This is a genomic window from Acetobacter oryzifermentans (assembly GCF_001628715.1).
In the GTDB taxonomy this organism is placed as follows: domain Bacteria; phylum Pseudomonadota; class Alphaproteobacteria; order Acetobacterales; family Acetobacteraceae; genus Acetobacter; species Acetobacter oryzifermentans.
The window spans coordinates 773611-786690 of sequence record NZ_CP011120.1 but is presented as its reverse complement, the minus strand read 5'-3'; the positions used below and the strand labels follow the sequence as shown (position 1 = coordinate 786690).

General features: G+C 56.2%; 14 protein-coding genes. 1 reads left to right on the top strand and 13 read right to left on the bottom strand.

Annotated features, from left to right (window positions below; genetic code table 11):
* Positions 1-13: 13 nt before the first annotated feature.
* The 5 genes from argB to rpmH all read right to left on the bottom strand — a co-directional run bounded on the left by argB (position 14) and on the right by rpmH (position 4054).
* A complete protein-coding gene (gene argB / locus WG31_RS03845; protein ID WP_012812628.1) occupies positions 14-931 on the bottom strand; it encodes an acetylglutamate kinase in 918 nt (305 codons plus the stop codon).
* Positions 932-961: 30 nt separating this feature from the next.
* A complete protein-coding gene (gene yihA / locus WG31_RS03840) occupies positions 962-1645 on the bottom strand; it encodes a ribosome biogenesis GTP-binding protein YihA/YsxC (RefSeq protein ID WP_006116339.1) in 684 nt (227 codons plus the stop codon).
* A complete protein-coding gene (gene yidC, locus WG31_RS03835) occupies positions 1642-3393 on the bottom strand; it encodes a membrane protein insertase YidC (protein ID WP_063353692.1) in 1752 nt (583 codons plus the stop codon). The genes yihA and yidC overlap by 4 nt, the downstream gene beginning before the upstream one ends.
* Before the next feature lie 122 nt (positions 3394-3515).
* Positions 3516-3896 carry a ribonuclease P protein component gene (rnpA, locus tag WG31_RS03830; RefSeq protein WP_050793129.1) on the bottom strand — a complete coding sequence of 127 codons (381 nt, stop codon included), beginning with the start codon at positions 3894-3896 and terminating at the stop codon, positions 3516-3518.
* Between the two features lie 23 nt (positions 3897-3919).
* Positions 3920-4054, bottom strand: a complete 135-nt coding sequence (rpmH, locus tag WG31_RS03825) for a 50S ribosomal protein L34 (protein WP_035354109.1) — start codon at positions 4052-4054, stop codon at positions 3920-3922.
* Positions 4055-4205: 151 nt separating this feature from the next.
* Between rpmH and WG31_RS03820 the strand changes: the two genes are divergently transcribed.
* The gene (locus WG31_RS03820) at positions 4206-4601 is read left to right on the top strand and encodes a hypothetical protein (RefSeq protein WP_063353691.1); all 396 of its coding nucleotides are present in this window, start codon (positions 4206-4208) and stop codon (positions 4599-4601) included.
* 7 nt (positions 4602-4608) lie between these two features.
* On the opposite strand, the gene gloA is transcribed toward WG31_RS03820, so the two are convergent.
* The 8 genes from gloA to rseP all read right to left on the bottom strand — a co-directional run bounded on the left by gloA (position 4609) and on the right by rseP (position 13061).
* The gene (gene gloA, locus WG31_RS03815) at positions 4609-5001 is read right to left on the bottom strand and encodes a lactoylglutathione lyase (RefSeq protein WP_003622570.1); all 393 of its coding nucleotides are present in this window, start codon (positions 4999-5001) and stop codon (positions 4609-4611) included.
* A 24-nt stretch (positions 5002-5025) separates the two neighbouring features.
* Positions 5026-5883 carry an LpxI family protein gene (locus tag WG31_RS03810; RefSeq protein WP_035354114.1) on the bottom strand — a complete coding sequence of 286 codons (858 nt, stop codon included), beginning with the start codon at positions 5881-5883 and terminating at the stop codon, positions 5026-5028.
* Entirely contained in the window at positions 5880-6737 is an 858-nt protein-coding gene (gene lpxA / locus WG31_RS03805; protein ID WP_063354867.1) for an acyl-ACP--UDP-N-acetylglucosamine O-acyltransferase, read from the bottom strand. Before lpxA ends, WG31_RS03810 begins: the two co-directional genes overlap by 4 nt.
* A gap of 133 nt (positions 6738-6870) precedes the next feature.
* Positions 6871-7281: a 3-hydroxyacyl-ACP dehydratase FabZ gene (gene fabZ, locus WG31_RS03800; RefSeq protein WP_003622563.1), complete on the bottom strand. Its 411-nt coding sequence runs from the start codon at positions 7279-7281 to the stop codon at positions 6871-6873.
* 112 nt (positions 7282-7393) lie between these two features.
* Entirely contained in the window at positions 7394-8479 is a 1086-nt protein-coding gene (gene lpxD, locus WG31_RS03795; RefSeq protein WP_063353690.1) for a UDP-3-O-(3-hydroxymyristoyl)glucosamine N-acyltransferase, read from the bottom strand.
* A gap of 2 nt (positions 8480-8481) precedes the next feature.
* A complete protein-coding gene (locus tag WG31_RS03790; RefSeq protein ID WP_063354866.1) occupies positions 8482-9354 on the bottom strand; it encodes an OmpH family outer membrane protein in 873 nt (290 codons plus the stop codon).
* A 4-nt stretch (positions 9355-9358) separates the two neighbouring features.
* Positions 9359-11863 (bottom strand): outer membrane protein assembly factor BamA, encoded by a 2505-nt coding sequence (gene bamA, locus WG31_RS03785; RefSeq protein WP_063353689.1) that lies wholly within the window; start codon positions 11861-11863, stop codon positions 9359-9361.
* Between the two features lie 85 nt (positions 11864-11948).
* Positions 11949-13061, bottom strand: a complete 1113-nt coding sequence (gene rseP / locus WG31_RS03780) for an RIP metalloprotease RseP (protein ID WP_006116351.1) — start codon at positions 13059-13061, stop codon at positions 11949-11951.
* Positions 13062-13080: the final 19 nt, after the last annotated feature.

The window sequence follows — 13080 nt, the reverse complement described above, 5'->3', positions numbered from 1 at the left end:
GGTAACCGCGGCGTTATTCCGCCCGGATCATGGTGCCGGAGCCAGATGCCGTAAACAGTTCCAGCAGGCAGGCATGAGGCATGCGGCCATCAATAATGACGGCCGCACGCGCACCGGCCTGCACGGCCTGAATGCAGGTTTCCACCTTGGGGATCATACCACCGGTAATCACACCATCCTCAATAGCCTGCATGGCCTGCGCGGCTGTGAGTTCGGGTATCAACTTACCATCGGCATCCAGCACGCCGGGCACATCTGTTAGCATCAGCAAGCGCGTGGCATGCACCGCACCGGCTACAGCGCCCGCTGCCGTATCGGCATTGATGTTGTAGGTAGCCCCGTCTTCCCCAAAGCCCACTGGTGCAATAACCGGAATAAGGCCAGAGCCAGACAGCGCATAAATCACCCGTGGGTCTACCTTTATGGGTTCGCCCACAAAGCCCAGATCCAGCACGCGTTCAATCTGGCTTTCCGTATCCCGCACCTTGCGCTGCAATTTGCGGGCGGTAATCATTTTACCGTCCTTGCCGGAAATACCAACGGCCAGCGCGCCTTCACGGCTGATAAGCTCCGCCACTTCCTTGTTCACAGAGCCAGCCAGAACCATCTCGATAACATCCACCATGTTGGCATCTGTTACGCGCAGGCCATCCACAAAGGTGGAAGGAATTTCCAGCCGCTTGAGCATCTGGTTAATCTGCGGGCCGCCGCCATGCACCACAACCGGGTTGATACCCACCAGCTTGAGCAGCGCAATATCGCGCCCAAAGGTTTTGGCCAAATCTGCATTGCCCATGGCGTGGCCACCATACTTGACCACAATGGTATCTCCCGCATAGCGGCGCAGATACGGCAGGGCTCCGGCCAGAATGGCGGCTTCCTGCGCCGCATCATGATGGGAATGGGAAGAAGGAACCCGTGGTTCTGTCATGTTCTGCACGTCCTGCTTGTCATCATCAGATCATGGCGCCTTGGGCAGGGCAAATTCTGCCAGTTCCGCCCGCAAGCCCTCAATACCTTCACCTGTCTGGCTGCTTGTTAAAGACAGGTAGGGAAAAGCCGCAGGGTGGCGGCGAATTTCCGCTTCAACTTCTGCCTGCTTGCGTGCCAGCGGGCCGGGTTTAACGCTATCGCATTTGGTAAGCACAACCTGAAAGCTGACGGCCGCTTTATCTAGCAGATCCATCACTTCCAGATCATGGGCTTTCATTTCCACCCGGGCATCCAGCAACAGCACCACACGCTGCAAACTTGGGCGGCCACGCAGGTAATCAAACATCATATCCTGCCAATCTTCCTTTACGGATTTGGCAGCTTTTGCGTAGCCATAACCCGGCATATCCACCAGCATCAGCCGGTCTGCCAGATTAAAAAAGTTGAGCTGCTTGGTGCGCCCCGGTTCGGAAGATGCCCGCGCCAGCGTTTTGCGGCCCGTAAGCGCGTTTACCAAGCTGGACTTACCCACATTGGAACGCCCGGCAAACGCAATTTCTGGCAGGGTTTGCGGTGGCAGTTGCCCCAGCCGTTGTGCGCCAAACACAAATTCGCATGAACCCGCAAAAAGCCGCCGCCCCTCTTCCAGGGCGGCGGCAATACGGGCTTCATCCTTTAGTTCTCGGAAAGAGGATGCGGCATCATCTGTCATTTGGGCTTAACCAGTTGGGGTTTGGCATCTGCCGCTTTGAGGCGGGAGATGATGACAACCTGCTGCACAGCCGTAAGGATGTTGCTCCAGCAGTAGTAGATCACCAGCCCAACCGGCTGCCGCGCCATAAAGAACGTGAACAGCAGCGGAATGAACATCATCACCTTCTGCTGTGATGGGTCCATGTTGGCAGAGCTGGAACTCACCTTCTGCATCAGGAACAGCGTGGCCCCATACATGATCGGCCATGCACCCAGCGCCAAGAAAGGTGTAATGTGGGTGGGATCAAACGGGATAAGACCAAACAGGTTGAACAGGTTGGTGGGGTCTGGCGCAGAAAGATCTTTCACCCAGCCCACAAACGGTGCGTGCCGCATTTCGATGGTGACGTACAGATCCTTATACAAGCACCAGAATACAGGCGCCTGAATAAGCAGAGGCAGAAAGCCCCCGAACAGATTGACGTTTTCCTGCCGATACAGCGCCATAATCTGCTGCTGCATGGCCATTGGGTCATCCTTCAGGCGGGAACGGATAAGATCCACCTGCGGCTTCAGGCGCGCTGTTTTCCATGTCATGCGCATCTGCTTGATGGTGAGCGGCAGAAAGGCCACTTTCACAATCACGGTAAACGTTAGCAGCGCTAGGCCAAAGCTGCCCAGATGTTCGTTCAGCCAATCCAGCACAAAGAACACAGGGCGGGTAAGGAAGGAAAGCCAGCCAAAATCTACGGCTTTCCAGAACATGGGCACGTGCAGGTCTTTTTCATACTGTTCAAGCAGGCGCACTTCCTTGGCGCCCGCAAACACGTGGGCCTCGGTAGAAGCTGTCTGCCCCGCGGCCACCTGCACAGGTGCTGTAGCCGTAAAGCCAACCTGATACGCGCCCTGTGCTGCCTGAAAACCATAAGTGCCAATTACGTTAGCATTCTGGTCTGGCAGCACGGCCATCAGCCAGTATTTATCTGTAATACCAGCCCAACCGCCGGTGCCCTGATGGCTCCATGCAATGTTGTCTGGCGGTACGCCACCCGTGCGCACCGTTTTGTAGGAGCCTTCGTTCAGACGGCCATCAATAACCGAGATCGGGCCTTCATGCACCAGCATGCCGCCGGTTTCTTCTGGCGTGTAACCACGGTTCACGCGGTAGAAAGGATACAGCGCCACAGCCTGCCCGGTGCTGTTATGCACCTGCTGGCTGATGGTGAACATGTAGTTCTGGTCCACCGACAAGCGGATATCAAAGGTTAGGCCCTGCCCGTTATCCCAAGAAAGGGTAAGCGGGTGTTCGGCATCCATCTGGGTGCCAGAGGCTTTCCACAATGTGTTGGCATCTGGCAGACGCACAGAAACATCGGAAGGCGCACGCCAACCGAAATCTACATAATCTGCATGGGTGGAAGCGGGGTTAAGAACACGCACATCCGGGCTATCTGGCTTTACGGTTTCCCGATAATGCTTGAGCACCAGATCATCCAGCCGTGCGCCACGCAGATTTAGCGTGCCCTGTACGGCAGGGGCATTAATGGCCACACGGGTTTCCGGGCCATCCTTTACCGGGGCAGCGGCTTCTGCCTGCGTGTTTTCAGCCGGAGCGGCTGCACCAGAAGAGGCAGGGGCCGAAGGCGCTACAGCATGTACGCCCTGCTGCGCCGGTGGCACAAGCTGATGCTGTGGGAAAAAATAGTCATACCCGAAAAGTACCAGAGCTGACAGCAATGTTGCCAGTATCAGACGTTTTGAATCCATAAGCTCCGGCCTTGCGGCCCCCTGCACATACAAATTGGAAAACTTAACACCCGTAAAAAACCCGGAGTCTTAAACGGCATACAGGTTCCAGCGCAGGACGAGCATGAATGCAAGGCAGGATATCAGGAATCCCGCTGGCACAACGCTAATGCTTTACGGAAATCAGCCACCAGCGCCACAAATGGGCGATTTATGGTGGCGCTACGGCCTATAAGAACAAGGTCCAGACCGTTTAGCGGCGTATCGGCTTCTACAATACGCACAACTTCGCGCAACCTGCGGCGCACGCGGTTACGCACCACGGAGTTGCCGACCTTTTTGGTAACCGTAAAGCCTACACGCGCGACATCCGTATCCGGACGCCGGAAAAGCTGCAAAACAAGCCCCGGCACAGGCGCTTTACGCCCGCGAGAAGCCAGAAAGAGGAATTGCTTCCTCTTTTTAAGCCGCAGAGATCGTGCAGATTCCGCCGCTGGCTGCTCCTGCGCTGCAGGCCCGTCCATCAAGCCGGACTGCCGGGCAGTTCTTACGCGGAAAGGCGCTTACGGCCTTTGGCACGACGGTTGCCGATGATCTTGCGGCCACCAACGGTTGCCATACGCGCGCGGAACCCGTGACGACGCTTGCGAACCAGCCGGGACGGTTGATAAGTGCGCTTCATGGCGGCACTCCCTTACTATTTGAATACGGTTATCCGGTGGCCTGTTAAAGACCACGCCTCTTGAAGCTGCGGCTTATAGAGTTCAGATAAGGAACCGTCAATCTATACCGTAGAGTCGTTACCGCAGCCTTGCGGCAGAATCCCCCGCAAGATGGAGAAAAACATGAACACCATGCCCTTTCCCGCCCGTGCCGCAGCCGTTATTTTCTGCCTGCCTGTAGCAGGTGCCGTGCTGGCCGGAGTGCTGGGGCTGGCCTTCCCCATTGCGTTAGGGCCTATTATTTGTGCGGCGGCTTTAGGTGCATGGCTGGGCATAAAGCTGCAACCACATACAGCCGCCCCCACTCCGGCGGCTGCACCTCCAGCACCGGCCCCAACAACAGATTCCAAACTGCGGCACGATATTCGGGGCATTGTCTCCCCCGCCATGCTGGCAGCAGAGCAGCTTGATACATATTCCGACCCAGCAGTGCAGAAAGCTGCCAAGACCATTAATGATTCGCTAGACCGCCTGACCGCACGCCTAAAGCAACACCCGCAAAGCTAAGCTGCCTTTATTCAGCGCGCTCGATCAGCTCGACCTTATAACCATCGGGGTCTTCAACAAAAGCAATTACGGTGGTGCCAAATTTTACTGGCCCGGCTTCTCGCGTCACCTTGCCACCACCGGCCCGCACACGTGCTACCATTTCCGCCACATTAGGCACGCCTACGGCAAAGTGACCAAACCCGGTGCCCAGTTCATAGCCGTCATCTTCACCCCAATTATAGGTCAGCTCGATTTCAGCTTGCCCGGCAGCATTATCTGCATAGCCGATGAACACCAACGTATAACGTCCTTCCGGCACCTCGCGTCGGCGGAGTTCGTGCATGCCCAGCAGTTTGTAGAACGCCAGACTTTTCTCCAGATTGCGCACCCGCACCATGGTATGCAGAAAACTTGCCATCTGTTTGCTCCTTGTTTTGAAGTATCAGGCAGACTGCGCGCTTGTTCCTGCATCTTCAACAGGATTGAAGGCCAGAAGAAACAAGCCCAGCCGGTCTGCTTCCTCTATACAACGCTGCCTGTCTGTCAGCAGTGTGTGGGCGGCCTCAAACGCAATGCCGCGCAGGCCTGCCGCATGGGCATTCTGCACAGTTACAGGCCCTATTGTGGGCATATCCGCCCGTTTTTCCTGCCCCGGCTTAAGCATTTTTACCAGAACGCCACCTTCACCCGGCTGCCTGCATTCACCTGCACGGGCCAGCATACGGTCTGTGCCTTCCATGGCCTCTACCGTTAGCACAACGCCATTCTGCACCACGCAGCCCTGCCCGATATCCAGCCGCCCCAGCGCCTGCACCACAGTAATGCCGCGCTGAATATCTGCTTGTGCCTGTGCATCTGGCTGCATGCGGCCCAATACACCGGGTTGTGCCACAGCCTGCGTAAGAAATTCGTGCGCTCCACGAATGTGAAAGCCTTCCTCGCCCAAAATGCGCACAAGGGCACCCAGCAGGCCATCATCCCCCGCAAACAGAGCACGACCTAAACGCGCCAGAATACGTGCGCCTTCGGCATCCGGGCGCAAATTGCGCAAGGAAGGCCGACGGATTGGCCCGATAAGAACCAGATCCGAACAATGATGTTGCCGTAAAAGGGAAAGCATACGCCCGGCTGCACCCAGCCGGACACATTCGTGCGGCCAAGGGCCGATCACTTCGGGTTCGGCAAAACCTTCAAACCCCAGAATAAAAACAGGCCGCCCTGCTGCTGTGGCTGCTTCTGCCACTCTGCCCGGCAGAGGGCCACCGCCAGCCAGAATACCAACAGCAGAAGGTGTGCTCACGCGCCCTCGGTTTCTGCACGCTCCAGATCCTGCCGTGCGGGGCGCACAAGGCCACGCCGACTAGGAGCATCTATAAAGTCCAGAATTTCACGCACACGGGGGTTATCACCAAATTCTGCACGCACCCGTTCCAGACGCACAGAAAACGGATCTTCCCCACAGCCATTTTTAGGGTACAGCGTAAGAAACGCCTTACGCATCCGATGGATTTCATCAGACTGCACGCCATTCCGGCGCAGCCAGATCCAATGCAGGCCAATTAGCCGCGCGCGGTTGCCCAGCACACTGCCGTAAGGAATAACATCGGCTTCCACCCCAGCCACACCGCCCACAAGGGCTGCATGCCCAATGCGGACAAACTGATGAATGGCAGCGGAGCCCATAATACGGGCATCATCCTCAATGCTAACATGCCCGCCCATCACCACGTTATTCACGATAATAACGCGATCACCCAGCACGCAATCATGCGCTACGTGGGCGTTGGCCATGATGAGCACATTCTGCCCCACCTTGGTAAGGCCAGACCCCGTGGCGGTGCCACGATGGATGGTAACGTGTTCACGCACCACTGTACCAGCCCCGATCTCGCACCGGGTTGGCTCACCTTTATACTTCAAGTCCTGCGGGGCCATGCCCACGGTGCAAAACGGAAAATAGCGTGAACCCGCCCCCAAACGTGTGTGGCCATCGACCACCACATGAGAGATCAGCTCAACCCCGTCTTCAATCGTGACATCTGGCCCGACAGAACACCAAGGGCCGATAACCACCCCCTGCCCAAGCCGCGCACCGGGAGCAACAAGAGCCGTTGGGTGGACAACGGTTGATCTGGCTTCCTCTGCAGCGTGCACCAATTCAGTTCCTTATTTCCGTTCACCGTTGGCCGGGCAAATTTGCCCTACCTTACCCTTTTGTAAAAAAATCTGGGCAGTTTCGGGGCAAACCTGACTTGCCTTAACAGAATGATGTGAACAGGCCGGGTTCTCAACCCATAATCATGGCGCTGAATGTGGCTTCCGCCACCACAGTGCCTTCTACGCGGGCTTCACCGCGGAATTTCCACACATTGGAGCGATGGCGTTCCTTGGCCACATGAATGCGCACCTGATCCCCCGGCTCTACCGGGCGGCGGAATTTTGCGCCTTCAATGGTCATGAAGTACACCAGCTTGCCCTCAAAGTCCTTACCCAGTGTAAGCACAACCAAGGTTGCGGCGGTTTGCGCCATAGCCTCAACCAGCAATACACCCGGCATAACAGGGCGTGCAGGAAAATGCCCCTGAAAGAATGGTTCATTGACCGAAACATTCTTGATACCTGTTGCCTCTTCTCCCAGGACGATATCTTCCATCCGGTCGATCAGAAGAAAAGGATATCTGTGCGGAATCGCCTGCATGATACGGTTGACGTCAATTCTGTCGATCGTCTGAGCGTCCTGCTGCGATTCTTGTTTCGTCTCCACGTCCCCGAAACCACCCTTTGCGCCGGTAACAAGCACCGACCTTAGTTTATCCCTTGTCCGAACCGTTCTTGGCCGATCCAGACGCTTTTTTTGCCAGCTTGCGCAATACCGCTACGTTCCGGAAAAATTCCCTGAACGGCATAGCTGGGCTGCCAATAACATCCGCGCCGCCTTCTATATCCGACATTACGCCACATTGCGCGCCAATACGCGCCTTTGCGCCAATGCGGATATGCCCGATAAGGCCAGCCTGCGCGGCAATTGTTACATAGTCTTCCAGCACGGTGGAGCCAGAGATCCCGGCCTGCGAAACCACAATACAACACCGCCCCAGACGGGCGTTGTGGCCGATCTGCACCAGATTGTCGAGACGTGATCCTGCACCAATAACCGTATCATTCACCGAACCACGGTCAATTGTGCTGTTGGCGCCAATTTCTACATCGTTTTCCAGCACCACGCGGCCAAGCTGCGGCACGGTTTCAAACCCCTGCGGGCCAACTGCAAAACCAAACCCATCCTGCCCAATGCGGGAGCCGGGCAGAATAATAACCCGTTCGCCCAACACAGCGTGGGAGAGTGTAACGTGGCTGCCAATGCGGCAATCCTGCGCAAGCTGCACGCCATCTCCCACCACGGCGTGGGAACCGATAATACAACCCGGCCCAATTTCCGCCTTGGCCCCAACCACCACAAACGGCCCAATTTCTGCCGTGGGGTCTATGCTGGCTGTGGGGTCTATACATGCTGAAGGATGCACCCCCGCACGCGCTGGCACCCGTGGGTGAAACAACCGCGCAATGCGAGACCACGCCAGATACGGCGTGCCCGTTACCAGTGCGGCACACCCGGCAGGCACCTTATCTGCAAAAGCAGGCGCAACAATCACCAGCCCGGCCTTGGTTTGCTCCAGCAAAGGGGCATACCGGCGGTTATCCAGAAAGCTGACATCATGCGGGCCTGCGGCCTGTAGCGGCGCAATACCCACAAAGCCTTTTTCTGGCAGGGCACCGGCTTTAGGCAGCACCAGTTCCGCCCCTGCGGTTTCAGCCAGCGTGGCCGCATCAAACGGCCCCGCCCGGGTGAAAAAACGAGGGTCTGCCGGCCCGGAAAATGTTGTACCCTCAGCCACGATTACTGCTGCCCGGCTGCCGGTGCCACTACTGGAGCCGGACCTGTGCGCGGGCCTTGATCTGCATCTGCCGTTGTCGGCATTTTGCCAGATTTAGCCAGTTCTTCGGGGTCTACATTAGCTTCTGGAATGAATACAGACGGCAGAATCTTGTTTAGCTGCACGGCTACTTCGTTGGTGATATCCTGCCCATCAACATGCAGGGCCACCTGTTCGCTATGCAGCACAAGGTTCATGCCATGTGCGGCAGCCACTTTCTGGATAACCTGCACCAGCTCACGTTCAATCTGGCCCAAGGAAACCTGTGCTGCTTCCTGAATGATGCGGTTGCGGTTACGGAAATCGCGCTGCGCTTTCATCACGCGGGCTTGCAAGCTGCGTTCACGCGTCTGAATCTGCTCGGATGTCAGAGACTTGGCCTGCGCCTGAAGTTTCTGCTGTTCATCACGCCAGCCAGCCTGTTCCTTCTGGAGATCCTGCGCCAGTTCATCTCGGCGGCCACCCAAAGTACGTTCAACCTGCATGGCTGCGGAAGACTGACGCATAACGCCGCCAACGCTAATTACGCCAATAACTGTTGTGGGCGGCGGAGCTTCCTTGGCAACTTCTGGCGCAGATGGAATAGGCGGCAACGGCAGTACGGGCGGAGCCTGATCTGCTTCCTGGCTATCTGCTGGCGGTGCGGGCAACTGCACCGGAGCGGGAGCGCGACGGGCCGCAGCCGGATGCTGTGCCGGAGCCTGTGCAGCAGGCTGCTGGGTTTTGGGCACAAACCACCCGCCCCCATTCTGCGCCTGTGCACAAGGCACAAGAGCCGAAGAAAAAGACAGGACAACAGCCCCCAGCAGGGCAGTTCTGGTGGAAAAACGCATCATTACCTCAGAATTGCTGGCCGAAGCCAAAGCGAAGGAGCTGCGTGCGGTCATTATGGCTCCGCATAACTGGCACACCCAGATCGATGTTCAGCAAACCAAACGGACTTTTCCATGAAAAACCAGCACCAGCACTTACACGTGGGCGCAATGTATCACCGCTGACAGGCGTGTAATAGATACCATCATTCGCCTTGCTTGTATAAAGGCGCTTCACACGCAAACCAGCGACACTCCCTGTATCCACAAACGCACGCCCGCCAATACCCATGTCAGACAGGAACGGAATAGGGAAGTTAAGCTGGGCAGAAGCGTTATACATAAAGCGCCCACCCAACAAATCTTCGGACGAATGGTTGAGGATACCCACACTACGCGGGCCTGCACCACCATCCAAGAAGCCGCGCAGGTTGTTACCACCCAGATAGAAGTTATCAATAATATCGTGGCGGCCATTACCCCAGTCAGCCATGTACCCGGCGCCACCGCGCACCATGAATGTCCAGCTATGGCTGTTGGTAATATCATCCAACGGCACATAGTACGCCCCGTTAACCTTACCGCGGACGTATTTTTCATCGCCACCAATACCGGCAAAGTCACCGCCAACAGACACATAGTACCCACTATGCGGCGCCATGCGGTTATCACGCGTATCATACATAAGGGTGGTGCTCAGCTGCGAGAGCAAAGACTTACCCTTCTGATCCAACACGTAGTAGGAGGACTGATCCCATGTATCACCCACCCAACGGCGGATCAGGCTGTAGTTCCATGATTGGGACAGATAGCGGTTGTACGAATACCCCATACGCAGGGTGATACCGTAGCGCCCTTCAGAATAGTTCTGATAGGTCTGGTAGTTGTTTTCAACAAAGAAGATATCCGCACCAGCAACAAGGTTGCGCCCCATAAATGCAGGGTTGGTGATGGAGATATCCGCCTGTTTTTGCCACTGCGAAACGGTGCCAGAGAACCCGGCATCAACCCCGGTGCCCAGCAGGTTATGCTGTTTTAGCCCAACGTTACCGATCACACCCACGTCGGTTGAGTAACCGCCACCAAGCGAGAATTCCCCGGTGGGTTTTTCCACCACGTTCACCGCAACGTTGGTGCGATCAGGCGTAGAACCCTGAGCGGTGGAAACATCTACGCTCTTAAAGAAGCCCAGATCCTGCACAGCTTCCTTGGCGTATTTCTTGTAGCTGGTGGTGTAGGGGTCACCCTCAGCAAACGGCAACTGACGGCGAACCACATTATCCTGCGTGATGGTGTTGCCGTTCACATCAATACGCTCAACGTAATGGCGTGGGCCTTCGCTCACATCAAACAGCAGGTTGACTATCCGCTTTTCCGGATTACGGGCAATGGTGGGGCGTACTTGTGCAAACGGATGCCCTTCGGCCTGGAGGATTTCCTCCATATCCGTAGCGTTATCCTGCACGGCCTTGCCATCGTACCACTGATGCGGGAACAGCTCGACATACTTACGCAAAGATTTAGCTGGCACATGGCGCAGGCTGGAGCGGATATCCACCTTACCCAAACGGTAACGCACACCTTCATCCATCGTGAAGGTGACGTAGAAAGACTTCCGATCCGGCGAGAGCTCGCCTTTTACGTCCTTGATCTGAAAATCCACAAACCCGTTGCGCAGGTAAAACCGGCGCAGCAATTCCGCATCGTATTTAATACGTTCGGGGTTGTACTCATCGGATGAGGACAGGAAGTGGTACCAAGCTGTTTCCTTAGAAGAAACAACGCCTGCCAGACTGGATTCGCTGTACGCCTTGTTGCCTACAAACGCAATCTTGCTGATAAGTGTCTGCGGCCCTTCGTTAATCTGGAAAACCACATCCACACGGTTATGCGCCAGCTTGATAATCTGTGGCGTTACCACCGCAGCAAAGCGGGCCTTCTGGGCGTACACTTCCAGAATACGCTGCCGATCATCCGCCGTGGTTTCGGCCGAGAACACCGCACGCGGGCGCAAAGCCAGCACCTTTCGCAGGTCTTCATCCTTAGCGGCGTGGTTCCCCTCGAACACGATACGGTTGACGATGGGGTTTTCCTTCAGGCGCACCAGCAGGATGTTGCCATCACGGCGCAGCGTAACATCCTTGAACAGGCCGGTGGCGTAAAGAGTTTTGAGCGAACGATCCAGATCATCCTGACTGAACGGGTCCCCCACACGCGCAACCATATAGGACAGCACGGTGTTGGTTTCGATACGGGTGTTACCCGATACCCGGATATCTTCAATATATCCGCCCGTAGGCGCAACAGATGATGTGGATTCGGAAAGGCGCGGCGTGCGCGCATGTATGGCGCGGGATGGCGCCACCACCGCAGCAGGTGCGGCGGCACTTGTACCTTCTGTTGATGCGGCGGATGCCTGTCTGCCATCCACCATCACAAAAGGTAGCACACAGACAGAAACGAACAGGGCTGAACGCTTACCCGTCAAGATCTGCTTCCTTCCATCCGGGTCGCTTTTCGTACGAAAGCCCATCTTCCGTTCTCATTCCGCCCGCAACGGGAGGTATCCGAAATCACCCCTGTCACGCAAGCACTTCCCTTCCTGTTCCCGCCGTCATTCATCCTACAAGCGAAGCAATCCACCTGAACAGGCCAAAACCTGAAAGGTCATTGAACGTGGAGAACAGGAACAGGCCCGCAAGCAATGCAAAACCAACCTGAAAACTGATCTCTTGCACCCGCTTGGAAACCGGGCGGCCTCTTATTGCCTCTATGGCATAAAAAACCAGACGTCCACCATCAAGAAGCGGCACGGGGAAGAGATTAATCAGCCCAAGGTTAACAGAGAGCAGCGCCATAAAGGACAACAGGCTGGCAAACCCATACTGCGCCACCTGCCCGGAAAGTTGCGCAATCTTGAGCGGACCGCCCAAATCTTTGGCTGTATGCTGGCCGGTTAGAATCTGCCACACGCCATCCAGCGTTTGCACGCTGGCGTTCCATGTGGCTTTTACGCCCGCCACCACAGCCTGCGGAAATGGCAGTGGCTTACCAACTTCCGTGGCAAAAATAATACCAAGCTGACCATGCGGCTTTTGAGGAGTCGAATCCGGGGCCTTGCCGATGGTAATGGGCAACGTCACGCTCTGTTCGCCACGTTTTACGGTGAGCGTGGTTTGTGCCCCAGCCTGCGTGGAAATGGAGGCCTGAATATCTTCCACGCCGGTAACATCATGGCTGCCGATACGCTGAATGACATCGCCCTGTTGCACACCAGCCACAGCCGCTGCGCCATTTGGCATAACGGTTGCAATCTGATCGCGCACATGCGGCTGGCCTGTTGTGGCAAACAGCACAGCAAACAGCACAAAGGCCAAAATGAAGTTAAAAATCGGGCCTGCCAGAATAACAATAGCGCGGGAAAAAACCGATTTATCGTGAAAGGTACGGCCCTTTATCCACGCAGCTTTTTGCTCTGGGGTCGCGTCTTCGGGGTCTTCAAACCCGTGGGGGCGCACGTAACCACCCAAAGGAATGGGGCAGATACGCCATTCCGTGCCGGATTTATCGCGCCAGCGGAACAGGGCTGGGCCAAACCCAAGCGAGAACACCTCAACATGCACGCCACGCCACTTGGCCGCCAGATAGTGGCCAAGTTCGTGAAAGCTCACCAACACACCCAGCACGAAAACGAAGGAAAGCAGTGTACGCAGGTAATCGTGTATCATCATTCTTCCGATATCGGCTGGG